Consider the following 26027-nt stretch of genomic DNA (forward strand, 5'->3'; position numbering starts at 1 on the left):
ACTTGTTCTTCAAATTACTTCCCGTTTAAGTGGGCATAAGACGCTTCAAATTCGGAAATGAGCTGGTCGCCACCGGATTTTCTCCAGTTCGCCACTTCCTGCTCCCATCCAGCATCATCGATTTTGCCCATAATGTATTTGGTCTGTGCATCCCAGATCATCTGGTCCAGCTCCTGGCCGCGCTCAGTATAGATGGCAGAAGACAAGGTCAGCGCCGGATTTGGAATGGCATACTTCTCATTCTCACGTGCCATCTTCGTGCCCTTCATACCGATCGGTACATCGACAAGCTCAGGCACGTTATAACCTTCAATGCTTAACAGATTGTCACGATAAGGCTTCACTTCACGCTGATACCCGTCGAAGTCCTTGAACTCGGTTTTGCCATCCGAAGTCTTCGTATAGTGCACGTCTTCCAGACCACGCAGCTGAAGCGTACTCAGTGGTTCGTCCATCAGTTGATCCAGGAACGTCAGCACCTGTTTTAACTGTTCTTCGTCCGGTACGGAAGCTTTGGGAATGACAAGTATGCCATAGTTCCCTGGTTCCCCGGCAATTCGAATGCCATCCGGTCCTTGGAACGGAGCCACATCAATCTCGCCATCAGGCACGTTTGGTGTCAGCCGCTGTTGAAACGACTTTCCGTTCTGAGCAACACCGTTCAGCTTCATAGCTACAAGACCGGAGTCGATTTTTTTGTCCGCATCAGAAGGGTCCAGCGCTGGGAAGTCACTGTTGATCAATCCCTCACTGAACAGACGCTTGAACAGCTTCATCGTGTCCACATATTCTGTGGTCAGGAATTCAGGGGTAAGTTTACCCGCATCGTCCACACCCCACTTGTTCACCCCACCAATACTTACGGCGATCCGTGTCAGCGGAGAGGATACTCCTTCGTTGTACTTTTTGAATAGTACCGTTCCATACGTATCTTCCTTGCCGTTACCATCAGGATCATCCTTGCGAATGGAGCGCATCACTTCGTACCAGTCATCCAGCGTTTTTGGTACATCCAGCTTAAGCTTGTCAAACCAGTCCTTACGGTACACCATGGCTGTACGCCCAATATCGCGGAAGTTGGGTACCCCGTAGACCTTTCCTTCGATCTTGATATTGTCAAAATAAGCCTCGGATTGGGCAGACAGGTTCTTATAATCCTTCAGGTAGGGTCCAATTTCCCAGAACAGCCCCGTTTTGGCTGCATTAAATGTTGTGGGTACATAATTCACACGCATGATGGTCGGCATCTCGCCCGAAGCTACCATGACATTAACTTTATCATCAAAAGCAGACTGCGGAATCCACTGTACACTGACATCCGTATTCGTATATTCCTCAATCTTTTGTTCAATCCCATTCTCCTTGGCCGGCACATCACCAACCTGCATCAAAGAAATCGAAATGGGAAGCTTGCCTTCCCCTGCCGCAGGCGCTTTTTCTCTCCCCACAGCCTGCAAGCAGCCCGGCGGACATTGCACCAACCACGACCAATCCGCCTAAACGGGACATCCGACCTTTTGGACTCATGAACCATCTCTCCTTTGGTTAACCAAATTGTTCACATTTTGCCTCATTTGATTAAATCGCTACGGGTACACAATATAGACGGACTGAACCGTTCCGATCTATATTGTGCTGATTTGAAGTCGCTCCTTGGATTGATGCAAAATGCCCCATGAATACGCTATCATAAATGAGTCTTAAGAAAAGAACTAGCGTGTCGCCAGTTCCATTTCCACTCCTGCCAAAATAAATGGAGCAACCGATTTCGGATCATTAATCCGAATGGATTCAGTTACATAATACTCGTATGACCCGTCACGATACGGGGTACCGCCCAGACCTGCCCCACCGTTACACTGCGTCAGGGACAATACACCTTCACGATCCGTTTGCAGCAGATGCAGCAGCAGACCCTGATACCCCTTTTCTGCGATCGCTTTAAACTTGCCACTCAGATAACCCTTACGTACGCCCTTCGCAAGTGCATACACAAACATTGAGGTTCCCGAAGCCTCCAAATAATTACGCTCACGCCCCGGCTGATCGAGCAAATGAGGCCATAACCCGGACTGTTGGTCCTGTACATGTACAAGTGCATTCGCTACACGTTCGAAAATCCCCACAATCTGACCCCGCTGCTCATGATCTACAGGCAGATGATCCAATGTATCCACTACCGCCATCACATACCAGCCCATCGCCCGGCTCCATACATGCGGAGAGCATCCGGTTTCTCCCGAGCTCCAGCGCTGTTCCCTGCTCTCATCCCAGGCATGGTACAGTAGACCGCTGCGTGGATCACGTGTACGTTTCTCCACCAGCAGTAGCTGTAATGCCGCCTTGTCAAACCATTTCTCCTCGCCAGTAACCGCACCATATTGCGTCAGGAACGGCGTGGCCATATACAGCCCATCCAGCCACATCTGAAACGGGTAGACCTTCTTGTGCCAGAATCCACCTTCACTCGTACGAGGCTGTCCCTTAAGCTGTACCATGAGCAAATCCGCGGCTTTACGGTACTTTTCTTCGCCCGTTTTGTCCAGCAATAGGAACAGCGATTTCCCCTGGTTAATCTGGTCCAGGTTATATTCCTCAACTGCATAGGAACGAATCGAGCCATCTTCCTGAATGAAGTTATCCATCAGTTCATGAATGTAATCGAAATATTTCTGTTCTCCGGTATGGGTGTACAGCTCTTCCAGCGCTTTCAGTAGACAACCATTTTCATAATGCCAGGTAGGGTACAACTCATGATTGCGATAACTTTCCATGAACTGTTCAGCCATCCGTACCGGTGTGAATTGCAGGGTTTCTTTCATGATGTTCCTCCGCTTCCGGCTTTTTATTTAGCCTGTTTTTTGTAGTCTTCGGCATATTCCTCACGAATTTTGGTACCGCCCGCATTGCCCCAATTCTCGATCTCCTGTTTCCAGCCATTTTCATCGATTTTGCCCATAATATATTTGGTCTGCGCATCTGCAATCATCTGATCCAGATCTGCCCCACGATCGCCATAAGTAGACGAATACAAGGTTAATGCAGGGTTTGGCACAGCATGTTCCGCCAGTTCTTTGGCAAGTTCCGTACCCTTTTCACCGAGTTCGGTATCTTTCAATTTCGGTACGTTGTAACCTTCTACGTAAGGCAAGTTATCACGATATGGCTTCACTTCACGCTGGAACGCATCGAAGTCGCTCATCTCCACCTGGTCCTCGCCAGCCTTCTTATAATGTTTGTCTTCAATACCACGCATCAGCAGCGTTGCCATCTCCGGGTCCATCAATTTATCCAGGAAAGACAACAGGTTTTTCAGCTCTTCTTCCGATTTCACCGTCGCTTTCGGGAAGGCCAGAATACCGGAGTTACCCGTCTGCCCCGCCACACGGTCGCCACTCACACCAAGCAAACCTGCAATGTCTACTACGCCATCCGGGTCATTCTTAGAAAGACGCTCTTGTTGGCTCTTTCCGTTCTGGGCGACACCGATACGCATGCCGACAACACCTGTATCATATTTCTTCTCCGCTTCTGTGGAGTCAAATACGGCAAAGTCCTGATTCAGCAGTTTCTCGCTATACAAACGTTTCAGCAAATCCAGCACCTGCATATATTCCGGTGTCATGAATTCCGGCGTAAAACTGCCGTCATCTTCTACCTTCCACTTGTTTGGTGCACCAAAACTTACGCCAAGACGTGTAGTGAAGGAATATTGATCCTCGTTATACTTTTTGAAAAGCATGAGTCCAAACGTATTATCCTGACCGTCTCCATCCGGATCGGAGGTCGCCAGTGTCTTTATCGTTTCATACCATTCATCCGGTGTCGTTGGTACCTTGAGATTCAACTTATCAAACCAGTCTTTACGGTAAATCACCGTTGCACGGGCAATATCAGAGAATACGGGTACCCCGTAGATTTTGCCTTCCACCTTGATATTGTCAAAGAAACGCTCGTTCTGTGCAGACAGATTTTTATAATCCTTCAGCAAAGGTCCAACTTCCCAGAATACATCGTTACGCATCGCACTGGTTACGGTTGGGTTATATTGTACTTTCACAATTTTGGGCATATCGCTGGATGCAATCATGACATTGATTTTGTCATTGTAAGCCGAAGCCGGAATCCACTGAATGTCCAGTTTGGTGTTCGTATACGCCTCAATCTTTTGCTGGACCTCATTGCCTTTGCTCGGTACGTCGCCCACCTGTGCTATTGCAATGGACACGTTCTGCACTCCGCCCTCGGCAGCCTGACCTTCATCCGATCCGCATCCTGCCAGCAGACCTGTTACCAATGCCAGTGTGCTCAAGACAGCTACGGCTTTCTTTTTTGTTGCTTTCATCAAACGAAAACCTCCCCTTTTTATAAAGTCATGAACCAATTCAGATGTACAACCATGCGCAATTTCAACCTTTTACCGATCCCAGCATCACTCCTTTGGCAAAGTGTTTTTGCAGGAATGGATACACCAGCATGATTGGAATCGTGGAGAACACGATAACGGCCATGCGTATGGTGAGCGGCTGAATCTCGGTCTCTTCGATACTGGTATCCCCGATCCGGCTCTGAGCCAGGATGACAATCTCACGCAGCCACACTTGTACGGGCCACTTTTCACTATCGTTGATATAAATGACCGCGTTGAAGAAGCTGTTCCAATGAGCCACCGCGTAAAAGAGAGAGAATGTAGCCATTGCTGGCATCGACAAAGGCAGAACAATACGGAACAATACGCCCACATCGTTACATCCATCGATTTTGGCGGCATCCTCCAGTTCATCCGGAATGGCTTGGAAGAAGTTCTTAAGTACGATCAGGTTGAACGCACTAATCGCTGTAGGCAGCATCAAAGACCATAATGTATCCGTCAGGTGCAATGATTTTACGACAAAGTAGGTTGGAATCATCCCACCGCTGAACAGCATGGTGAACAGTACACCCAGCAAGATCGGCTGGCGTCCACGCAAGTATCTTCTGGAAAGCGGATACGCCATAAGCGAAGTGAACAACAGGTTAAGCAGTGTTCCGATTACAGTGATATAAATGGATACACCCAGACTGCGAATCAATGTGTCTGTAGAGAAAATGTAACGGTAAGCAGCGAGGGAGAATTCTTTCGGAAAAAGAATGAATCCTCCCTTAGCCACTTCATGCGGACTCGTAAACGAGACGGCCAAAATATAAATGAACGGGATAACGGTCACGATTCCGATCAAAAGTAGAAAACCATGATTGAGGATATCAAAGATCCGGTTGCCCCACGTTTTATCCTGTTGCATCTTAATGTTCACTCCTGTCTGGTGAAGGACGTCTGCTGCCAAGCTTTAGTAGACGCCTTCCTCCCCGAATTTTTTGGCCATCGTGTTGGCACCCAGTACAAGTGCCAGTCCGACCACCGACTTGAACAAACCAACAGCAGCACTATAACTGTACTGTGCCTGTGTGAGACCCTTGGTGTAGACGTAGGTATCAAATACCTCACCCACATCCCGGTTCGTCGGCGTGAGCATCAGGAAGATCTGTTCAAAGCCTGTATCCAGGAAGTTACCCAGACGCAGAATGAGCAAAATAATGATTGTACTGCGGATGGCAGGCAACGTAATATGCCATGTCTGACGCCAGCGATTGGCACCATCCATCCGTGCAGCTTCATAGAGCTGTGTATCTACACCGGAGAGTGCCGCTAGGAAAATAATCGTGCCCCAACCTACCTCTTTCCAGATGGATTGTCCAACAATCATCGTTCGAAACCAGCCGGGCTCAAGCAGGAAAGCCACTTTTTGTCCCGTCAGGTTATAAAGTAATTCGTTAATAGCGCCGCCCTCGGTTGTGAACAGCATGTAGAACACACCAACCACAACAACCCAGGATACAAAGTGCGGAACATATACCAGCGTCTGTACAAAGCGTTTGAATCGTTCACGGCGAACTTCATTCATCATGAGTGCCAATACAATTGGCAGCGGGAAGAAGAACACCATATTATAAATCGCTAGCAAAAACGTATTCCGGAACAAAGTCCAGAACTGCGGTTCCCCGAAGAAACGCTGGAAGTGCTTAAACCCTACCCAGTCGCTGCCCAGAATGCCCTTGTAAGGCGTGTAATCCTGAAAAGCCATCGTAATACCGTACATGGGTATGTATTTGAAAATAACAAAGTAAAGCACGCCCGGTATCAACATAATATAGAGCCACCGGTTTTTAATGATGTCCCTCCACAGCAGGTTTTTGTCACTGCGGGTAGCGGGTCGTGTCCGAGCCGCCGTTTCGGCTTTCATAGTGTCTTCCTCCCCACATTGGAAACGATTACAAAATATCACTTCCTGAATTCATGTCTTCATTGTGGAGGATAAATGGGTAACTGGCTATCGTCTCGTTTTAGCTTCTTGTTTTCCCTTATACAGCAAGGGTTTAAGGCAATTGTAATTCTGAGCTACTCCCCTGAATGAACCACATTTAACCTCCGATATTCCTGTCTTAACTCTGCTGCAAACGCATAATAAAGGCTGACCTTGAAACAAAGAAAAACCTGCCTGCCATGGCAGGCAGAGCAGGTTGCTTTTATCGCTGCTGCTCCCGGTATTTTCCGGGGGTAGTTCCCGTAATTTTACGAAATGTACGGATAAAAGCAGTAGGGTTGGTGTAATTGAGTTTCTCGGCAATCTCCGATATTTTCAGGTTGGTCGTCTGCAGCCAGGTTTTGGCTTTTTCCATCCGGTATTCGGCAAGGTATTCCGTAAAGTTCACACCAGCCTCCTTCTTGAACACACGGCTCAGATAGACTGGATGAAAATTCAGTTCTTCTGCGCAAGCTTCCAGCGACAATTCGCGATCATATCGCTCCTCGATCAGCCGAATCATGCGCCGGGCAATATTCAGATATTGAGATTCTTCCTGTTCACGCCAGAATCGAATGACAGGGTGAAATAAACATTTGCGGAACCAGTTCGTCATTTCATCCAATGTGGATAACTTGAGTAGTCGAGCCATAGAGGCCTTTTCGCCCAACACTTCCGCAACATTCCCACCCTGCTCCTGTACAAGCTGATACACACGGGACAACAGTTGAACCATGATAACGGGGTATTCGCTGAAGTGCAGCTTCTTGTCTGCAAGCAGACCGAGGTATTGCTTAAAGTACGCATCGGTTTTCTCCTCGTCCCCTTGCTTGAGTGCAGAAGCCAACTGGTCTTCAATCATCCTGAGCTGTGTATATAACGCTGCCTCCGTCTGACCTCGCGGCTGAATATCCTCGTAATGCAAAATAATACGGCTGCCCAGACTTACCCTGCCTTGCAGAGCCTCACGACTCTCCTGGTAAGCCCGTGGCGAATCACCTATTGCAGAATAGAAACGACTAATACCGATACTTACAGGCAGATTCAGATAGGTCACAACCCGCTCACGGATCAATTCCGCTTGAGTGTGCATCCACTCTTTTAGCTGTACTTCATCATCCAACACGGATGCCAATACCGTAACCTGGGCGTCATCAATCATGACAGGTGCAAAACGAATATCAGAGGGCAGCAGCTCACCGACCATATTGTTTAACGCAAACAGCAGCAGATCCCGGTCCTGCTCCTCATACCTTGTCCCTTCAAGGGTATCGATCTGAAGTGTAAGTAGCCCAAGTCTGGACCATGAGGTTGGAAAATCGTATAACTGACCCTGATATCTGAAGTCATCTTCCGATATTTTGCCTGTAAGCAGTTTTGTCATAAAAAATTCCTGCAAATGAACATGCTGGCCCTTCATCTGCTCACGCATCGTCTTTTCCGAGCTGAACAAGGTCGATAATCGCTCTTCGATGTATATAAATTCATCCTGACGGCGTCCCGACGGAGCCAATGGAGAATCCAGTCCTTTTGTAAACTGCAGAAGTCTGGAAATGGGAGAATACATCTTGCGACTGCCGTAGATGGCTACTAATCCCGTCAAACATAACATGACTAATGTAGCCACTCCCGTAACCAATGCAATTTTCTGCGATTGGGCGGTTATCTGACTCAGCGATACAACGGATACATACAACCAACCATTGAGTGGGGATTGCCTGTAGCTAACTGCCACCTGACTTCCCTCGACCTCTGCACTGAAGAAACCCTCCGACTGTCCTGTCGTTTGTACCTTTTCATGGATTTCCTGATTTAGCGTGTCGTATTTCCCGTCTTGTTCTGTATCGTTGAGAAAATATTTTTGCTCCCGATCAAGGACGTACATATCCCCTGAATTCGGATTTCGACTTAGAAATGTACTTAGCTCTGTATCGGCTATGTCTATAACCAGAAATCCCTTGGGTTTCACATTCGTTGGTATCATCGGAATCTTGAATACCATGCTTACCACGTTGTCGGATGAAATAAGAGTAGGTGCGTGTTCTGGCGTTGCTTCACCAACTCCCGCCGATACCGGCACACTTTCTTTGGTTGAACTCACATTTTGCGTTACCCAGAACAGGCTGTTTGTATATTTCAAATAAGAGCCTATCCGGTCCCGAATACTGAAATCATCCAATTTTCCAAAGGAACGCATCGAAACGACCCAGTCTTCATCCAGATTCACGAGATAGGCCTGATCGATATTAGTAACCGATTGCAGATTATTAAATCCGGAAGTCAGATCACGAATTTCCTGAAATTCGCTGCTGTCCAGCGGTTTTTTCATCGCTTGTAATACCAGTGGAGAATTCACATATTGGATGGACGATAATTGCAGGCTGCGCAATACTTGCTCTACCCGCATTTGGGTCTGATGCAGAATCTGCAAATTACTCTCCCGGACCTTCTGTTCAATGTCACGTGAAGCAATCGAATAGGAGACTGAACCAATAACAATGACCGGAAGGGCTCCGAGAATCATGGTAAAACAGAGCAAACGCAGCAGGTATTTAGGCAAAAAGAGCATCCTCCTTTGTGCATTTTGCGTTATTTGATCGAGAACGATTTCGGAATCACTACCCGATCTAATGCAAAACGTATGTATAATATCGCTTTCATTGGATTAATTTACTATTGTTATTTTAAAACCCATTGTTATTCAAGTCCACTATTTATTATCGAAGGTTGACTTCAAGGCAATTTCCAGTTTATATTGGTTGCATTCCTCAATCAAAGGAGAGATTTTGATGTCGGTGAGCGTTCTTAACTAACTAGTTTCATATTCAGGAGTTTGGCCTTCGATTCACTTGTGCCTTGTGGCATACGTGTATTTCATGATGCGCCATTACCCTGTACTTAGTTAAGAACAGCGGATATCATAAATCGCCTCCGGGATTGTACGTGTCCGGGTCTATTTCCGCGCTGTGTTCAGCGTGGATTTTTTTGTATAGACCTATAACGGGCCCTACTTTCCCGTACGTTAAGGGCGGAGAATGACGTTTGTTCATTCTCCGCCCTTTTTGCGTTTTCCGGGAATATGTCCCATCGCTTTAACCGAAATTCCATTTTATATCCAAGGAGAGATCAAGCATGAATGAAAAAACGTTAACCAGTCTGGGTTATCCCCAAATTCAAAAAAACGTTGCAGCCTGTGCCCTATCCTATTTGGGCAAACGTTACGCAAGAGACATGAAGCCAATGGTCGACGCTTCTCTGATTCAAATGCGGCTAGATGAGACCGCTGAAGCGGCTGCTTTGATTCGTTACGGTGCCAGTGTGCCCATTCCTTCACTGGATGGCATGGAGACCATCATGGATCTGCTCGGCACCGGTTATTTATTTACGGAACGTGATTTCAGCAATCTCGCCCAATTTCTGCGCAGCTGCGCACAGCTTATGAAATACATGGAGGGCAAATCCGAAGTGGCCCCCACAGTTAGTCGCTACGCTTCATCCATGATATGGATGGAATCCCTGCTCAGCGAGATTGAACGCTGTATCCATAGTGGACGCATTCAGGATCAGGCGAGCAAGGAGCTGATACGTATTCGTAAAAAAATGACGGTGAATGAGGAACGCATGAAGCGCAAGCTGGATTCTCTAATAAGCAAACACCGCTCCATCATGCAGGAAAATGTGATTAGTCAGCGTGGTGGAAGAACCGTGCTGCCCATTAAGAAAGAATTCCGCAAACACGTTAAAGGCAGTGTGCTGGATGAATCAGGAAGTGGCCAAACCGTATATATTGAACCTGCTGAATTAGTAGGTCTGCAAATGGAGCTGTCTTCACTGCAAGCCGAGGAATCACGGGAGGAGATGAAAATTCTCGGTGACTTAACCTCCCTGGCAGAGTCTTATAATCGTGAAATTTCGTTAAATACGGAAACGGTAGGGATTCTGGATTTCCTATTTGCCAAAGCGAAATATGCGGCCACCATGGATGGACGAACTGTACGCGTCAATGCCATTGGACGTGTTCGGCTTCATCATGCCCGCCATCCGTTTATGGGTGCATCCATGGTTCCGCTTGATTTTGCAATTGGTCAAACTTATTCCTCGCTAATCATTACCGGGCCGAATACGGGTGGCAAAACGGTTGCACTCAAAACATTGGGTCTGCTCACATTGATGATGCAATCTGGTCTGCTTGTGCCTGTCGCTGAAGATGGCGAGATGGCCGTGTATCATGAAATTGCTGTTGATATCGGCGATGGACAGAGCCTGGAGCAAGCACTCAGTACCTTTTCTGCACATATTCGCAACATGATTGGCATCCTGGAGCAAGCCGATTCATCGACACTTGTGCTTATTGACGAGATGGCCTCCGGTACCGATCCCGGTGAGGGAGTGGGACTCTCGATCGCCATGCTGGAGGAGCTGCACAGCCGTGGAGCTACCGTTATCGCTACAACCCATTTTGGGGAAATCAAACATTTTGCAGCATCCACGCCTGGATTTGAGAATGCAAGAATGGAATTTGATACGGTCTCTCTTCAACCTCTTTATCGATTGCGGATCGGAGAAGCCGGGGACAGCTATGCCTATTTCATTGCACTGAAATTGGGTATGCCACAGCGTATTATTGAGCGCTCCAAGCTCATTTCAGATCAGGGTGTCTCGCAAAGTGTCTCTTCCACCTCCTCTCCATCCGTGCCTAACGTAAGTTCAACGTCATCGCAAATAAACAGCACGGTTGAACAAGAACAATTGAATGAAGCAAGGAACACGATAAAACCTACCAGCCCGTCCGTACAGACTGGAACTAGAAAGCAATCTGCTGATCGGCCTGAAACATTAGAACCCGCGCCCCCTGCCAAAGCATTCCGAAAAGGGGATCGCGTCTATGCAGCTTATCTGAACCAGTCAGGCATCGTATGTGATGTGGAGGACAGTCGCGGAAATATCGGAGTCATGCTGCGTGGACGTAAAGTCAAAATTCATAAGAAACGTCTAACTCTGCACATCTCCGCAGATGAACTATATCCGGGTGACTATGACCTCGACATTGTGCTGGAGTCCAAAGAGAACCGAAAGAAACGCAAACTGATTAGTCGCAAGCATGTGGAAGGACTGAAAATTGAATTGCCCCCTGAAGAATAACCACAGGATTGATATAATGGGTTGAGTTGCTATACTTTAATAAACCTATCGATCGTTCGTGGTTAGAAATTTATCGGGGAAGGAAGACTCGTATGTCTGTTGAGCAGGATACAAAGAAAGTCACTCCAGAAGTTCTTGTATGTCCTTTATGCGGTGAGGCCAATGGCTGCTCCTATGCGGCTGGTCGTCCTCATTCAGAATGCTGGTGTAACCGGGCTGTGTTCCCAGAAGGGGTATTTGACCCCATTCCGGCAGACCAGCGCAGGAAGTCCTGCATCTGCGAGGCATGTCTGGATACGTATAAAAAGAAGACAGAGCAAAATAAAGAGCCCCACAGTTAACCCTGTGAGGCTCTTCTTCAATCAATATTATTTTGTATTGAAATACAGAACGTTACTTCTGCATTTGTTGATAATGCGCTACAGCCTGCTTCAGTACAGGATGACTCTCATCCATGGACGTATACTGGCTGAGTGCTGCTTCAATCCCTTTTTGCTGGATCGTAGTCTGGAGTTCCACCGCTTCCGGGTCTTCGGATACGTCAAACTTGCAGGCAGCGGCCATACCCATCGCCAAAAGTGTTGTCTCCGTTCCATACTCGTAAGCCTGGAGAGCTGGGCGAACCAGACGGTCATTCGGGGACAGTTTCCGCAGTGGAGAACGTCCTACACGAGTTACCTCATCCGTTAGATGCGGGTTAACGAACCGTTCCAATATTTTGGCAATGTACAACTGATGATCGTCGGCATTGAATCCAAAACGCTTCACCAAAACGGCTCCGGTTTCCTGCAAGGCACCATATACGATGGATTTGACTTTTTCATCGGCAATAGCCTTCTGAATTGTATCAAACCCGTTCACATATCCAATATAAGCGGCAATACAGTGTCCCGTATTTACGGTAAACAGCTTCCGTTCGATATAAGGCTCCAGATCATCCACATACATTACGCCCTCAACCGGTTTGAACGCAGGAGCCATTTGTGAACGGTCAACAACCCATTCATAGAAAGGCTCTACCTGTACATGCAACGGATCTTCATGATGCTGAATCGGCACAATCCGATCTACGGCAGAGTCCGGGAAATACACGTACTGATCCGCAAGCAGGCGAGTCCGCTCATCAAGCAGGCCATATACATGTTCTTTCAGCTGAGTGCTGGCTCCAATTGCATTTTCACAGGCAATAATGTGAAGGGGTTGGAAGACATCGCCCGTTCCCAGTCTGGACGTAAGTCCTTTGGCAATACCGGGAGCAATATGTTTCAGAATGTTCACGCCCACTGCAGTTGTGATCAGTTCAGCTTCTGCAACATTCTGAGCAACGGTATCCAGATTGGTTCCATCGATTGCACTCACACCGGTAACTGTCTCCAGGTCTTTGGCCTCGTTAGCCAGTTCAACCGTATACTCTCCACGCTGCTCTAGAGCCTTAACCAGCTCCTGGTTAACGTCGGAGAAAACAACATTGTAGCCTGCACGGGACAGAATCAAACCGATAAAGCCACGTCCAATATTACCTGCTCCAAAGTGAAGGGCCTTCATAGTTCCATTTCACTTTCCAAAATAGTGATGACTTCTTCAGCGGTTTGAGCATGACGCAAAGCTTCCATGTTCTCTTCCTCGGCGCAGATGACTGCGATGCTGGTCAGGATCTCCATATGTTCTCCACCTTGAGCGGCGATACCAATTACCATATACGCTTTTTCTTCCCCAAAATCAACACCTTGCGGGAACTGAATGACGGAAATGCCTGTGGACAGGATGAATGATTTGGATTCCTTCGTGCCGTGTGGAATCGCAAGTCCGTTGCCGACATACGTGGAGACAATCTCTTCACGCTCCAGCATTTTGTCGATGTATTCAGCGGTGATATGTCCCGCGTCTTTCAAAATTTGACCTGCCATACGAATCGCTTCGTATTTGTCCTGAGCCGTTGCATTCATGATGACTTTATCTTTAGTTAACACACTCATGTTTGAATACCTCCAATTTCGGTTTTGCTGCGGTAAAATCCCGCAAGTTCTTGGGACAAGTAATGAATAAGATCATCCCGGTTGCCTTTTTCAAGTAATGCAATCATTTCTTCCTGCAACAATAGCGCACTGATCTCACTCAGTACCTCCAAACTTTCCTTCGATAACTGTCTGGGTCCAAGCATCAAGAGCACATGGCTGACACCTGCCGGGTCTTCCGGCGTGCGTAGAAGCGGCTCTGTCAATTGGAACAGCGTAATTGAAGGACTGTGAATGCCATCACTGCGTGTATGAAACAGAGCGAGGGAAGTTCCGGGAATCTTCTGACTTCCAACAGCTTCACGCTCCTCCAGCAGCCTGGCAATCTCATCTGGATTATTCAATACACCGGATTGATGCAAAACGCTGCACATGGCGTAAGCTGTTTCTAAAAATCCGATCTCCTGATTATCCAGCGGGAACACCTGAAACTTGCCGATTATCTGTACGATTTCAATCAGGGTCGCTTCCAGTCCAACCGGATCGGAAATTCGTCCTGTTGTCCTTGAGTCTGCTTCAGGTGGGGGACTATGTTCCCGCTGAAGCGTCGTTGTCCTGATGAAATGTCTTAAACGTTCACTTTCTTCTGCCGTCAGCAGTGGGCTCACCTTGTAGTATTGATGTTTATCCATCGGCAGATCCACAGTAGAGAGAACCAAATCATATTCCGTCTTTGGGATACGCGCCGCTTCATACCAGGACACGCTGTCCACAATCCGAATTTCGGGAATTTCCTTGGACAGACGGCTCGATAACATCCGTGAAGATCCGATCCCACTCGTACAGACGACGACAGCCCTGATTTCACGCTTCAGCACCCTCAGCCGTTCAATGGAAGCACCGAAGTGCATTACCAAAAATCCGATCTCCTCATCCGGAACATCCGTATTGGGCCAAGCCTCTCGCACGGCTTTCTTTACATCCTCAAACAGTGATTCATAATCCTTGCGGATCTGCTGAAGCAACGGATTACGGATAAGCTGCCGCCCATCCATACGTTCCAGCACCGGCTCCATATGGGCAATCAGACCTTCACGAAGCAGACGATCCTCATGGAACGAATAATGAGTTTTCTCCTGCATCCGATCTGTAAGGGAACGAACCATGTCGAGTAAGACCAGATCGTCTATGGGCAGCAGACGCGAGGAATGAATCGATTGCTCGATTTCAACCAGCAGCCTGTGAAAATAAGCCTGCTCCTCGCCCACAAACTCCAGCCCAAGCTGGGCAGATAGAACGCCGCACAACCGTGAAGCCAAATATTCCGGCACCTTCCGCTCATCTTGCAGTGGATTTCCAACGTCATTTTTGTCCTGTTGTGTGCCCCGACCTATGCCAAAACCTTTGCGAATCCGCACAACCGCTACAGACAATTGGATCAGCAGCTTCATGTATTGACGTTCCGGGATATTTTCCAACCACTCAATATCCGGCTGCCATAATGCATTTTCGACCGTAAGTACATCCTCATGCCCTATCATTTCCAGAAGTTTGCTGTTTACTTTGGAAACTCCCTGCTCCGCCTGTCTACCGAACAAATCGGATTCATCCAGATATTCAAGAGCGAGCGCGGAAATAGCCATGCGATGAGCCAGCTCGCTTCCATTGATCTTGACCCCATATCCACGCCTGCGAACCAGCTTCAATCCAGCCAGCTGAATGCGTGGTTCCAGATCGTCCAGATCATTGCTTGCCGTAGACACGGTCACCTTCAGATCTGAGGCCAATGCAAGCAGCTTCACAGGCTCGGATTCATCCAGCAAAATACAAAGCATGAAGAGTTTACGCTCTTCGGGCGTAAACTCCACATATTCGTTAAGCTCAAGTTGTTGACGCAATACGGCCAAATCATCGGAACCGGGATCAATTCGAACCCCGGTTCCCGATTTTTTTTCCAATCTCATGCCAAGGGGCTCAAGCCATTGTTCAATCATCTGCAACTCTCGATGTACGGTACGAGTGCTTACTTTGACCGCAACAGCTATATCGCCAGCAGTTACCTCATGAGGATGCTCCAGCAGGAACTCCACGATCTCACGCTGTCTCCTTGTAATATTACTCATCAGGAGTCGGATTTGAGGCGCTCCACCAGTGCCTCATATTCAGGACTCTTCAGGAAGTTATCGATGGAAATATGCTCTGCATTTGGAGCCACGGATTTGGCCCGGTCAGTCAATGTTTTCTGTGTGATGACGATGTCGGCATCTTGTGGAATCTCACTGATCGCCGTGTTGGTTACAGCGACATCCACACCGGCTGCCTTCATTTTCTTCCGCAGAATCGAGGCACCCATGGCACTCGAACCCATACCTGCATCACAGGAGAATACAATTTTATTGATATCCGTTTTTACTGCCGAAGAAGCAATATCGGCTGCACGGTCAGCTTCACGATTGTCTTTATCAACGGTGAGGTTGCCCGTTTTGCCCTGATTTTTCATATCTTTCATGCGGTTGGAAGCACTATCCAGATCTTCGTCATCCTTCTGTTTACCTGTTTTGAGCAGTATGGATGCCACGAGGAAGGAGATGACCGCAGCTACGGCTACCCCGGCAAACATGCCAAGATATCCACCCTTAGGCGTTAACAATGAGTAGGCAATGATACTTCCCGGTGACGGTGCAGATACCAAACCAGCTCCTGTCAGCATGAAGGTCAATGTACCCGCCACACCACCAGCCATCGCAGCCAGAATCAGTATCGGTCTCATCAGAATGTAAGGGAAATAAATCTCGTGAATCCCGCCAAAGAAATGAATGATTACAGCACCTGGAGCGGAAGATTTGGCTGATCCGCGACCGAAGAAGCAGTATGCCAGCAAAATGCCGAGTCCAGGTCCTGGGTTGGATTCAAGCATGAATAATACGGATTGCCCCAGTTCTCTTGCTTGATCCGTACCAATCGGTGTCAGAATCCCATGGTTGATGGCATTGTTCAGGAATAATACTTTTCCTGGCTCAATGATCAGGTTGACCAGCGGGAGAAGACCAGCATTCATCAAAGCTTCTACCCCAGCCGATAACACCTTGCTAATCGCTTCAACGAAAGGCCCGATGCCTTTAAGGGCTAGAAGGGCCAAAATCCCACCAATAATACCAGCGGAGAAGTTGTTAACCAGCATCTCAAACCCTGATTTGATTTTGCCATCGACAGCTTTGTCAAATTTCTTAATGACCCAAGCTCCCAATGGTCCGGCAATCATAGCGCCAAGGAACATTGGAATGTCACTGCCGACAATAACCCCGATGGTCATTATTGCACCGACTACACCACCACGTTGGCCGTGTACCATGGTACCGCCTGTGTAACCGATAAGCAAAGGCAGCAAATATTTGATCATTGGATCAACCAGCAATGCAAAATCTGCGTTAGGGAACCATCCTTTTGGAATGAACAATGCCGTAATCAAACCCCAGGCGATAAATGCACCCATGTTAGGCATAACCATACCACTCAGGAAACGTCCAAACTTCTGAACGCCGACCCGTATTCCTCCGCTTTTTTCGGACTTTGCGTCCACTGAACTCATATTGAAAACCTCCTCAACATATTAAACCTTAATTCCACTGAATTTTGACAAGGATGATCCAGACGAACAAAGGTACAAATCTTCAATAAATCTTAATTTACAACCATATCGTAAATGAAAACGGTATCTTCTACAACGAAATGAAAACCTACTTCCGTCATGAACGTTGATGACAAGATTTAAATTTAAAGGATTGTCCCATGTTTGAACCTTGTATATGGAATGGAACCTGTTATTCCCTTTCATGTATCATACCCACGAAATGCCCCATTTTAATGACAAATGAAATTGTAAATTTATTCTATTTGAACGAGCTGTTTCTATCTCAATTAGAAATAATGATGAAACACGTTAATTGATATTCATTCCATCCCATTCGTCTGTTAACAACGAAAAAAGCGCAATTTCCTCACCCTGTCCCAGGTGAGGCAATTGCGCCTAAGTATTCTCCGAATGAGCTGTATCACCATCCGGATCTATAATCAATCGATTCATTTTTAATACGTTAAACGAACTTTTCCATTAAGCTGAAACTCCGTATCTAGCGGAAATTTGTACCTTAATATTATTCCGTATGTTTACGATACGCATCCGCGTTCATCAATGTGGAAAGTGCTGCTGTGAGGTCGCCCTCAACACGAATCTCGATCATCCAGCCTTCCTCATATGGGGAGTTGTTAACCAGCTCCGGGGAATCCTGCAATGCATCATTCACAGCAATAATCGTTCCACTGACAGGAGAAAACAAATCCGAAACGGTTTTGACGGATTCAATCGTTCCAATGCCGTCTTCCGCTTTTACATCCGATTCAAGGTCAGGCAATTCTACAAAGACAATGTCACCCAGCTGATGCTGCGCGAACTCGGTAATGCCAATACGTACGGTATCCTCCCCTACGGTCTGCACCCATTCGTGCTCTTCACTGTACAGGAAATCACTTTTCAATTCGCTCATCGATATCCGCCTCGCTTTTCATTAATGAGTGCATGCGTTTCTTTGACCTTAACCTTTTTCCCAGAACATAGCGTATGATATTTTCGATTCAAATGTCAAGATACCTCACAATTTATTTGTTTTTCTTCCTTATATGCCTGTAACTCAAATGGACCCTCCCTACATATAATGGTGAATATTAGAAAAGTAAGCGCACTCTTTATAAATAGACGAACATTTTAATGTTAATTAAAAATTTCATTCGGATTTTTTGTTCATATCTATGATATCGTTCTTGACATCAATAGACGATTCAGGCTTTAATGAGAGTAGTAAATGTGTTTAATTGGTCTATGCAATACCCGCGGATGAATGTAAAGGGAGAGATTACCCTTGACACCCGAATCAGGGTGTACATGCGGTAACGCCGAAGGAGTAAACCACCGACAAGCGGAGGTGAATCTCTCAGGCAAAAGGACTTTTACGGGACGCAACTCTGGAGAGCATCTAATCGCCCTGTATGGGCGTTATGATCACCCAAGGGGAAACCTGCTGCATCATGCGGCGGGGTAACTCTCAGGTACCAAGGACAGAGCCTAAGAATACAGCGTGCTTCTGGCATGCCTATTCTTTGGCCTGTCCTTTTCCTTTTTCCCAAAAAAACGAAAACAGGTTATAGAGCGGCACTGCCTATAGCGTCCTTACCTTACTTTTATAATAAAATATGATGCCAGATTCATTGATCCACGGTTATACACTCGGCCGGTTGACGGCCCATGACGAGGTGATTGGATGTCCGATTTGCTTAGAACCCCACTCTTTCCACTCTATCAGCAATATGAAGGCGTACGATGCATTGATTTTGGTGGCTGGGAGCTCCCGGTACAATTCAGTGGAATTCAGAAAGAGCACGAAGCGGTGCGAGAACGTGCTGGATTATTTGATGTATCTCACATGGGTGAATTCACCGTACAAGGTGAACACGCAGAAGCTTTTTTACAGCACATGACCACTAATGATGTAACAACACTCGTTCCCGGTCAGGCCCAATACACGTTAATGTGTTATCCGGATGGCGGCGTGGTCGATGATCTGCTGATCTATAAACTGAAAGACCAGCATTATATGCTGGTGGTTAACGCCTCCAACATCGACAAGGACTGGGCATGGCTGCAACAGCACATGACGCCAGGCGTAACGATGACCAATGATTCGGATCAAACGGCGCTGCTTGCTCTGCAAGGTCCGCTGGCAGTGGATATTCTCAGAGCGGTGACAGACACCGATGTGTCTTCGATTGAGCCTTTCCGCTTTGTGGCAAATGCGAAGGTATGTGGTGTTTCATTGCTGTTATCCCGCACCGGATATACGGGTGAAGATGGCTTTGAGCTCTACGTTCCCGCGGAACAAGCTGCTGAGGTCTGGAACGGATTGATGCAAGCGGGAGAAGGTCACGGACTCGTTCCGACAGGACTGGGTGCCAGGGATACGCTGCGCTTTGAAGCCAAGCTGCCCCTGTATGGACAGGAATTGTCCGCAACCATCTCACCGCTGGAGGCTGGCGTAAGTATGTTTGTGAAGCTAAATGCAGGACCGTTTATCGGACATGAAGCCTTGTTGCAGCAAAAAAATGATGGGCCTGCCCGCAAGCTGGTCGGCATCGAAGTGCTGGAGCGCGGCATCCCTCGTCCTCATTATCCCATTTACGCCGAAGGCGTACAGATTGGTGAAGTAACCACAGGCACCCAGTCGCCTACGTTAAAACGTAATCTGGGGCTGGCCTTGATTGACAGCAAATATGCTGCACTGGGTACCCCGCTGGAGATTGAGATTCGTGGCAAGAAACTGAAAGCCGAGGTCGTGAAGACCCCTTTTCATAAACGGACACGTGCGCCAAAGACACCTACTCAAGGAGCTGATCAAGCATGAGCAAGCATCGCTACATTCCCATGACCGAGCAGGATCAGAGTGCCATGTTGGCAACCATCGGCGTGGAAACGATTGAGGATCTGTTCCATGACATTCCACAGGAGATTCGCTATCAGGGCGAACTGCCTGTTTCCTCCAAACTGGATGAATACGCACTGACACGTCATATGTCGAAGCAAGCGGGAGCGAATGCCAACTTCGAGACACACGCCAGTTTCCTGGGTGCAGGCATTTATGATCACCACGTTCCCTCCGTCATTAATCATGTCATCTCCCGTTCCGAGTTCTATACAGCCTATACACCTTATCAACCCGAGATCAGCCAAGGAGAATTGCAGGCGATTTTCGAGTTTCAATCCTACATCTGTGAGTTGACAGGCATGGCTGTAGCCAATGCCAGCATGTACGATGGTGCAACTGCATTTGCGGAAGCAGGCAATCTGGCCGCAGCGGCAACCCGCCGCAAACAACTGATTGTGTCACGTACGGTGCACCCCGAATCCCGTCAGGTATTGCAAGCTTATGCTCACGGCCTCAATCTGGAGATTGTTGAGATTGGATATCAAAATGGTGTAACAGACTGGGATGCCCTGCAAGCCGCCGTGTCCGATGATACCGCAGCCGTCATGATTCAAAGCCCGAACTTCTTCGGCGCCGTGGAAAATGTAAAACAGGCCGCAGACCTTGCGCATGCGCACAAGAGCCTGCTCGTGGTCAGCGCCAACCCGCTATCGCTGGGTCTGCTGGAAGCCCCAGGCAAGCTGGGTGCTGACATCGTCGTTGGCGACGCGCAGCCCCTTGGCATCGCCGCTTCACTCGGCGGCCCAACATGCGGATACTTCGCCGTATCCCAGGCTCATATGCGCCGAATTCCTGGCCGAATTGTAGGCCAGACAACGGACCGCAACGGCAAGCGTGGTTTTGTACTCACGCTGCAAGCACGGGAACAGCATATCCGCCGTGAAAAGGCGACGTCCAACATCTGTTCCAACCAGGCGTTGCTCGCGCTGAGCGCCTCTGTATATATGTCCATTATGGGTAAACAAGGCATGATCGACGTCGCTGATTTGAATTTGCAAAAGAGCCATTATGCCCTTAATACGTTTACCGCAATTCCAGGCGTCTCTCTTACGTTTACCGCTCCTACGTTCAATGAGTTTGTTATCCAACTGCCTGAAGGAACAAATGTGGAACCACTGCAACTGAAATTGCTCGATGCGGGTTTCATTGGCGGCTATGAACTTGGCCGTGATTATCCAGAGCTCGCCGGACATATGCTGATTGCAGTTACTGAACGACGCAGCAAGGAAGAGATCGACGAATTCGCACGTGTATTGGAGGGATCGCTGTGACTCAGGAAACGACAACAAAGACAACTACGACGACATCAGCACAAGGACAATCGGAAACGGTAACTTCTATCTCCCCTTCGGGCCAACCTGAAACTATCACAACAGACACTAACCAGGCTGCCTCTCAAGCACCGGAGCAATCGTTGATTTTTGAACTCAGCAGTCCGGGTCGGGTCGCTTATTCGTTGCCCGAATGCGACGTTCCCCGTCAAGCTGTGGATTCCCTGATTCCCCGGGAAATGCTTCGGTCGGAAGCAGCAGCATTGCCTGAGGTTTTTGAAGTTGACGTCATTCGCCATTACACTGCCCTGTCTCGTCGTAATTTCGGGATAGATAACGGATTCTATCCGCTGGGCTCTTGTACGATGAAATATAATCCGAAGATTAATGAGGATGTGGCCCGTTACAACGGGTTCGCCAAAATTCATCCATATCAGCATGAATCCAGCATTCAAGGTGCACTTGAACTGCTCTACACGTTGCAAAATGACCTTGCCGGACTTACCGGGATGGACGCCGTTACGCTGCAACCGGCCGCTGGTGCACATGGCGAATGGACCGGGCTCATGATGATCCGTGCTTACCACGAAGGTCGTGGTGAACGGCGTACGAAAGTCATCGTACCCGATTCTTCTCATGGGACCAACCCGGCAAGTGCAACCGTAGCAGGTTTCGAAACGGTAACGATTCCTTCACGCGCAGACGGTCTGGTAGATCTGGACGCACTTCGCGCAGCTGTTGGTTCGGACACCGCAGCGCTCATGCTGACTAACCCGAACACACTCGGACTCTTTGAAAAAGACATTCAGGAGATTGCCTCCATTGTGCATCAGGCAGGTGGCTTGCTGTACTACGATGGAGCCAACTCCAATGCCATTATGGGCATCACCCGACCTGGCGATATGGGCTTCGACGTGGTGCATCTGAATTTGCATAAAACGATGAGTACTCCGCACGGCGGAGGTGGACCTGGTGCCGGCCCGGTTGGTGTGAAGAGCCGCTTGATTCCATTTCTGCCGAAACCGATGGTCATCAAGAATGATGAGGGTATATATGCATTGGATCACGAAGGTGATCAATCCATTGGCCGGGTCAAAGCTTACTATGGTAACTTCGGTATTCTGGTCCGCGCCTATGCCTACATTCGTACCTATGGACCTGAAGGCTTACGCCGGGTATCTGAATGTGCGGTGCTCAACGCCAACTACATGATGGCTCGTCTCACACCTTACTACGAGATTCCGTATCCAGGCGTGTGCAAACATGAATTCGTTATGTCTGGCCGGGGGTTGAAACAGTATGGTGTACGTACACTGGATGTTGCCAAACGATTGCTTGATTTTGGGTATCACCCGCCAACCGTGTACTTCCCGCTGAACGTCGAGGAGTGCATCATGATCGAACCAACGGAAACCGAGAGCAAAGAAACCCTTGATGGGTTCGTCGATACGATGATTCGCATTGCCAAGGAAGCAGAAGAAACGCCTGAACTGGTACTCAATGCCCCTTACGGCACACCGGTTACCCGTCTGGATGAAACAACAGCAGCCCGTAAACCTGTACTGAACTGTGCTTGCAGTTAAAAGCTAACCTCTAATAAACTAATGAAAACATATTCAGTCGTTGATAATCATTAATAAATGCCAAAAACAGCCGCATTTTGCTTTCTGCGCGGCTGTTTTCTTTATTGCTTATTAACCTGTCAGCTTTATTTTATCTTCTCCGGTCTAGGGCTTCCAATTGGCCCGTTCCTTCTTGCCCAATCGCGGACAGGTGTAACAATAGGAGCGACCTTGTCGTAAATATTGCAAGCAACAGACGTTTTTGATCGCAAGTCTTTTCGTAGGCTCCAGCGGATGATCAATCATCCGAACCCTGACACGAAGCGGATTCTTGGCCAGACCAAATACATCAGCTTCCAGACCATTTTGCAGCACCAGTTCATCAGCGGCAAACTGACGCAAGAGAGCTTCATCGTCTTGATACGTATTATGAATATTCTCCCTGTAGTTTTGCAGAGCCGTTGGCAACTGCCCCCACAACATGCTGACATGCAACCCAGAAGCTTTGGACAAACACTCCATGAGGGGACGTGCAGTCTGACTGTAAAAACGTCTTAATTCTGCTTCAAGCCAGACCGTTCTTTCCTCCGAATCCTTCGGAGCGAGAGTGACATCCATGTTCTCAAGTTGAAAAGCAATTCGTGTATAGCCGGTTTCCTTCATCAAATGTATACTCAGATTGGCTAGCGAAAAATTCGGAGCTGAATCATGGACGGATACGGTATATTGCAGCGCAGCTGCCACATCACCGAACCAACTGGTGAAATAGGCTGCGGCAACCGTTAGATCCTGTCCCTCGATTAACTGTTGATAGGCGGACAAAAAGCTTCTCATTGCCTCCGGATCAACAATAGATTCTCCACATAGCGATGCCACGGGTACACCATTCAGTTCCTGTACAAGATTAAAGTTCTTCCCCAGTTCCTCACGAATCCGGTCATTCATCATTCGCCGAACAAACGATTCAGGTCATCCAGCATGGAAGTAGCCGCATTGGGTCCATACCCGCCAAACCACGAATCCGACGCCACCTGGAATACCTGATTATTTTTAACAGCCTTCATGTTTTTCCAAATCCCCAAGGTCTGCAGATTGTTATATATCTCTTCATTATCATTGATAAGGATAATGTAATCCGGATCGATTTCTGGCAACTTTTCATTAGACAGCACTTCATAGCGACTTTCAGCGCTTGTCACGGGGAAAACAGCCGGTCTGGAGAAACCGAAATCATCATAAAGCCATTTGTAGTCCATGTCTCCGTAATACCGAATATCATTTCTTATCCGCAATACCATGAGTGTCTTACCCTCTGCTTTGGCGTGAACTTTTTGGATCGCCTCAGCTTTATGCGTTTCATAGGTTTTTATCACTTCTTCTGCCTTTTCGTTCAGACCAAAGGCCGCCGCGGTAGCTCGAAATGCCGTCTGCCAATCAGGTGCCACATATCCATTCTCAAGCATGGCCGTTGGAGCAATTTTGGTATAATTCTCGTATTGCTCTTTGCTGTTCGTATCCGTCACAATCAGATCTGGTCCAAGAGAGAGCATTTTCTCTACACTGACCTTACCTTGATCACCGATGATAGCCACATCATTCAAGAATGGCTTCAAATATAACGGAAAATCTTCGTTCTGTGATTTCACCGTAGCTTTTGGCGTCATGCCAAGTGCAATCAGGTGATCCGTCAAATATGTCACTGTGGAAGCAATGTTTTCTGGCTTTTGCGGTAATGTCTGCTCACCATTTGTATCCTTAAATGTAAACGTGGTATCTTGGGACTCTTCCGTTGCCGCTTGTTCCTGTTTCGTCGGTTCTGCCTCAGACGAACCTGACTTCTCTTTGTTGCCACAGGCCACAATCAATAATAACACCGCAAGCAAAACTGCTGTTAAAGTGAAATAGCGTTGATTTCGTTGTTTCATGTTCTGCAAATCCCCTTATTCATTCGTTATTCTGTTATTTTGTCTTCTGCCGTTCTCTCATTTCTCATTACACGTGTGCTTGTGATCCATCCCATTTCATTTCTTAAATTCATAAAAAACGAACTTCCATGCTGTGGAAGACGTATGAGCGCTTTGCAGTTCGTTGTATCCAACGAAGCAGGAATGGACTCCCATCTTGCGGTTCTCCAATTGCGATCATCCACGCACCAATAAAGGTTGGCCTCCAGGACAGGAAGGGAGGATTCATAACTAACGACAAACCAACCGTCCTCGTGCTTCTCCTCACAAATTTCAACAAGCGCAGGTTTCGCTTGAACGATGTTGTCCGCAAAAGCGAAGACCTCCTCGCATGCCCATGCCTCCTTATGAGAATGCCCGAGACCCGGATGAAGGCTTAGTCTGCTATGGTTGTTGTTTGGATGGCACTCCAGATGCTGTTCATAAGACTTATTAAATATGGTCAACGGAAAATGGGTATCATTACTACCATTAAGCCATAACATCGGCAAGCGGCTTTCGGACAGATAAGTGGATGGGTCCCACAATAGACGAACACGTTTTGCCTCTGCCCCCGGCATGGATGCGAAGCTAAGCCCATAATAGGAACCCGGCTCATGTAGATACCCACAGCCATAAATGGGCATGGCAAAAGAAAGCCTGGCATCTAACCCCGCAACCAAACTTGTGATGATGCCTCCCCATGAAATTCCTGTTATACCTATGCTCTGCTTGTCTACACCCTGAAAAGAGCGGAGCAATGAATGAGCCAATATTACAGCGGCTACGGCATGATACATCCATTGATCTTCAACAGGCTGTTCGTAATCTGCAAATACACCCTGTTTCTCAGGACCACTCCATGAATGTGAAGGCCATTCCATCCGTTCGGTGTGCTCCTCATCCCCGAATGGAACATGCCCTTCCAGATCCATGGCTATCGCAGCATACCCTCGTGCCATCCATTCTTTCACCCAACTGCTAAAAGCTGTTCCCGCACCACCGTGAACCAAAATTACCGCGGGAACTTCCTCGTTAGGAGAGACCGGACGCGGGATGCCGTAGTAGGCAAATATGCGAGTAGCACGACCTTTATATGACACACCCTCATAGAAGCAGGCATGTACGCCGGTATGTTGATCTTCGGAAACCGGGTATAATCGAGGTGCTTTAAACAATTGCTCTAGATTCCAAGGCGGCTTTCCAGAAATGGAATGTCACCTCCTCTTTACACTGATAATGATTTTCTTTCTCAATACGTATCATATCATTCATTGCTT

Annotated in this window: 20 protein-coding genes and 2 riboswitches; of the genes, 5 read left to right on the forward strand and 15 right to left on the reverse strand. The window is 47.7% G+C overall.

Annotated features, from left to right (window positions below; translation table 11 throughout):
• Window positions 1-14: 14 nt before the first annotated feature.
• From PTQ21_RS29715 to PTQ21_RS29745, 7 genes are all read right to left on the reverse strand, one after another.
• Window positions 15-1388, reverse strand: a complete 1374-nt coding sequence (locus PTQ21_RS29715) for an extracellular solute-binding protein (RefSeq protein ID WP_274570586.1) — start codon at window positions 1386-1388, stop codon at window positions 15-17.
• Entirely contained in the window at window positions 1375-1527 is a 153-nt protein-coding gene (locus PTQ21_RS29720) for a hypothetical protein (protein WP_274568235.1), read from the reverse strand. The genes PTQ21_RS29715 and PTQ21_RS29720 overlap by 14 nt, the downstream gene beginning before the upstream one ends.
• Window positions 1528-1712: 185 nt before the next feature.
• The gene (locus tag PTQ21_RS29725; RefSeq protein WP_274568236.1) at window positions 1713-2822 is read right to left on the reverse strand and encodes a glycoside hydrolase family 88/105 protein; all 1110 of its coding nucleotides are present in this window, start codon (window positions 2820-2822) and stop codon (window positions 1713-1715) included.
• Window positions 2823-2845: 23 nt separating this feature from the next.
• Window positions 2846-4345, reverse strand: coding sequence for an extracellular solute-binding protein (locus PTQ21_RS29730; protein WP_090953786.1), 1500 nt, complete (start codon window positions 4343-4345; stop codon window positions 2846-2848).
• 64 nt (window positions 4346-4409) lie between these two features.
• Window positions 4410-5282, reverse strand: coding sequence for a carbohydrate ABC transporter permease (locus PTQ21_RS29735; protein ID WP_024633116.1), 873 nt, complete (start codon window positions 5280-5282; stop codon window positions 4410-4412).
• Between the two features lie 45 nt (window positions 5283-5327).
• Window positions 5328-6281 (reverse strand): ABC transporter permease, encoded by a 954-nt coding sequence (locus PTQ21_RS29740; RefSeq protein WP_063566889.1) that lies wholly within the window; start codon window positions 6279-6281, stop codon window positions 5328-5330.
• A gap of 283 nt (window positions 6282-6564) precedes the next feature.
• The gene (locus tag PTQ21_RS29745; RefSeq protein ID WP_274568238.1) at window positions 6565-8901 is read right to left on the reverse strand and encodes a helix-turn-helix domain-containing protein; all 2337 of its coding nucleotides are present in this window, start codon (window positions 8899-8901) and stop codon (window positions 6565-6567) included.
• Between the two features lie 572 nt (window positions 8902-9473).
• Here PTQ21_RS29745 and PTQ21_RS29750 point away from each other — a divergent pair.
• Complete coding sequence (locus tag PTQ21_RS29750) at window positions 9474-11483, forward strand: endonuclease MutS2 (RefSeq protein ID WP_274568239.1); 2010 nt, start codon at window positions 9474-9476, stop codon at window positions 11481-11483.
• Window positions 11484-11575: 92 nt separating this feature from the next.
• Window positions 11576-11824 (forward strand): cysteine-rich CWC family protein, encoded by a 249-nt coding sequence (locus tag PTQ21_RS29755; RefSeq protein WP_064635891.1) that lies wholly within the window; start codon window positions 11576-11578, stop codon window positions 11822-11824.
• A gap of 52 nt (window positions 11825-11876) precedes the next feature.
• On the opposite strand, the gene PTQ21_RS29760 is transcribed toward PTQ21_RS29755, so the two are convergent.
• The 5 genes from PTQ21_RS29760 to gcvH all read right to left on the reverse strand — a co-directional run bounded on the left by PTQ21_RS29760 (window position 11877) and on the right by gcvH (window position 17982).
• Window positions 11877-13028, reverse strand: a complete 1152-nt coding sequence (locus PTQ21_RS29760) for a mannitol-1-phosphate 5-dehydrogenase (RefSeq protein ID WP_063566885.1) — start codon at window positions 13026-13028, stop codon at window positions 11877-11879.
• Window positions 13025-13459, reverse strand: a complete 435-nt coding sequence (locus PTQ21_RS29765; protein ID WP_024633110.1) for a PTS mannitol transporter subunit IIA — start codon at window positions 13457-13459, stop codon at window positions 13025-13027. The genes PTQ21_RS29760 and PTQ21_RS29765 overlap by 4 nt, the downstream gene beginning before the upstream one ends.
• Complete coding sequence (locus PTQ21_RS29770) at window positions 13456-15561, reverse strand: BglG family transcription antiterminator (RefSeq protein ID WP_072734738.1); 2106 nt, start codon at window positions 15559-15561, stop codon at window positions 13456-13458. The genes PTQ21_RS29765 and PTQ21_RS29770 overlap by 4 nt, the downstream gene beginning before the upstream one ends.
• Window positions 15561-17027: a PTS mannitol transporter subunit IIBC gene (locus PTQ21_RS29775; RefSeq protein ID WP_063566883.1), complete on the reverse strand. Its 1467-nt coding sequence runs from the start codon at window positions 17025-17027 to the stop codon at window positions 15561-15563. Before PTQ21_RS29775 ends, PTQ21_RS29770 begins: the two co-directional genes overlap by 1 nt.
• Before the next feature lie 565 nt (window positions 17028-17592).
• Window positions 17593-17982 (reverse strand): glycine cleavage system protein GcvH, encoded by a 390-nt coding sequence (gcvH, locus tag PTQ21_RS29780; RefSeq protein ID WP_063566882.1) that lies wholly within the window; start codon window positions 17980-17982, stop codon window positions 17593-17595.
• Between the two features lie 347 nt (window positions 17983-18329).
• Window positions 18330-18452, forward strand: a riboswitch (glycine riboswitch).
• A 3-nt stretch (window positions 18453-18455) separates the two neighbouring features.
• Window positions 18456-18556: riboswitch (glycine riboswitch) on the forward strand.
• Window positions 18557-18753: 197 nt separating this feature from the next.
• Here gcvH and gcvT point away from each other — a divergent pair.
• The 3 genes from gcvT (at window position 18754) to gcvPB (ending at window position 22825) form a co-directional block, all read left to right on the forward strand.
• On the forward strand, window positions 18754-19890 hold the full coding sequence (gene gcvT, locus PTQ21_RS29785) for a glycine cleavage system aminomethyltransferase GcvT (RefSeq protein ID WP_072734739.1): 1137 nt from the start codon (window positions 18754-18756) through the stop codon (window positions 19888-19890).
• Window positions 19887-21242, forward strand: a complete 1356-nt coding sequence (gcvPA, locus tag PTQ21_RS29790; protein ID WP_072734740.1) for an aminomethyl-transferring glycine dehydrogenase subunit GcvPA — start codon at window positions 19887-19889, stop codon at window positions 21240-21242. The genes gcvT and gcvPA overlap by 4 nt, the downstream gene beginning before the upstream one ends.
• Window positions 21243-21337: 95 nt before the next feature.
• Window positions 21338-22825 (forward strand): aminomethyl-transferring glycine dehydrogenase subunit GcvPB, encoded by a 1488-nt coding sequence (gene gcvPB, locus PTQ21_RS29795; protein ID WP_274570587.1) that lies wholly within the window; start codon window positions 21338-21340, stop codon window positions 22823-22825.
• A 144-nt stretch (window positions 22826-22969) separates the two neighbouring features.
• Here the strand turns inward: gcvPB and PTQ21_RS29800 are convergent, their stop codons facing one another.
• Genes PTQ21_RS29800 through PTQ21_RS29810 form a run of 3 tightly spaced genes read right to left on the reverse strand, consistent with a single transcriptional unit; the run spans window position 22970 to window position 25925 of the window.
• On the reverse strand, window positions 22970-23752 hold the full coding sequence (locus PTQ21_RS29800; protein WP_064635886.1) for a hypothetical protein: 783 nt from the start codon (window positions 23750-23752) through the stop codon (window positions 22970-22972).
• On the reverse strand, window positions 23749-24729 hold the full coding sequence (locus tag PTQ21_RS29805; RefSeq protein WP_269054428.1) for an ABC transporter substrate-binding protein: 981 nt from the start codon (window positions 24727-24729) through the stop codon (window positions 23749-23751). Before PTQ21_RS29805 ends, PTQ21_RS29800 begins: the two co-directional genes overlap by 4 nt.
• 26 nt (window positions 24730-24755) lie before the next feature.
• On the reverse strand, window positions 24756-25925 hold the full coding sequence (locus PTQ21_RS29810) for an alpha/beta hydrolase family protein (RefSeq protein WP_269054429.1): 1170 nt from the start codon (window positions 25923-25925) through the stop codon (window positions 24756-24758).
• Window positions 25926-26027 lie beyond the last annotated feature (102 nt).

This window comes from Paenibacillus marchantiae (assembly GCF_028771845.1).
Taxonomy (GTDB): Bacteria; Bacillota; Bacilli; order Paenibacillales; family Paenibacillaceae; genus Paenibacillus; species Paenibacillus marchantiae.

Coding starts and splice junctions, on each gene's coding strand:
- PTQ21_RS29775 (WP_063566883.1), bottom strand. CDS start 17,027: ATGAGTTCAGTGGACGCAAAGTCCGAAAAAAGCGGAGGAATACGGGTC.
- PTQ21_RS29730 (WP_090953786.1), bottom strand. CDS start 4,345: ATGAAAGCAACAAAAAAGAAAGCCGTAGCTGTCTTGAGCACACTGGCA.
- PTQ21_RS29725 (WP_274568236.1), bottom strand. CDS start 2,822: ATGAAAGAAACCCTGCAATTCACACCGGTACGGATGGCTGAACAGTTC.
- PTQ21_RS29740 (WP_063566889.1), bottom strand. CDS start 6,281: ATGAAAGCCGAAACGGCGGCTCGGACACGACCCGCTACCCGCAGTGAC.
- gcvH (WP_063566882.1), bottom strand. CDS start 17,982: ATGAGCGAATTGAAAAGTGATTTCCTGTACAGTGAAGAGCACGAATGG.
- PTQ21_RS29715 (WP_274570586.1), bottom strand. CDS start 1,388: ATGCAGGTTGGTGATGTGCCGGCCAAGGAGAATGGGATTGAACAAAAG.
- PTQ21_RS29805 (WP_269054428.1), bottom strand. CDS start 24,729: ATGAAACAACGAAATCAACGCTATTTCACTTTAACAGCAGTTTTGCTT.
- PTQ21_RS29750 (WP_274568239.1), top strand. CDS start 9,474: ATGAATGAAAAAACGTTAACCAGTCTGGGTTATCCCCAAATTCAAAAA.
- PTQ21_RS29765 (WP_024633110.1), bottom strand. CDS start 13,459: ATGAGTGTGTTAACTAAAGATAAAGTCATCATGAATGCAACGGCTCAG.
- PTQ21_RS29800 (WP_064635886.1), bottom strand. CDS start 23,752: ATGATGAATGACCGGATTCGTGAGGAACTGGGGAAGAACTTTAATCTT.
- PTQ21_RS29755 (WP_064635891.1), top strand. CDS start 11,576: ATGTCTGTTGAGCAGGATACAAAGAAAGTCACTCCAGAAGTTCTTGTA.
- gcvT (WP_072734739.1), top strand. CDS start 18,754: ATGTCCGATTTGCTTAGAACCCCACTCTTTCCACTCTATCAGCAATAT.
- PTQ21_RS29760 (WP_063566885.1), bottom strand. CDS start 13,028: ATGAAGGCCCTTCACTTTGGAGCAGGTAATATTGGACGTGGCTTTATC.
- PTQ21_RS29720 (WP_274568235.1), bottom strand. CDS start 1,527: ATGAGTCCAAAAGGTCGGATGTCCCGTTTAGGCGGATTGGTCGTGGTT.
- gcvPA (WP_072734740.1), top strand. CDS start 19,887: ATGAGCAAGCATCGCTACATTCCCATGACCGAGCAGGATCAGAGTGCC.
- PTQ21_RS29770 (WP_072734738.1), bottom strand. CDS start 15,561: ATGAGTAATATTACAAGGAGACAGCGTGAGATCGTGGAGTTCCTGCTG.
- PTQ21_RS29735 (WP_024633116.1), bottom strand. CDS start 5,282: ATGCAACAGGATAAAACGTGGGGCAACCGGATCTTTGATATCCTCAAT.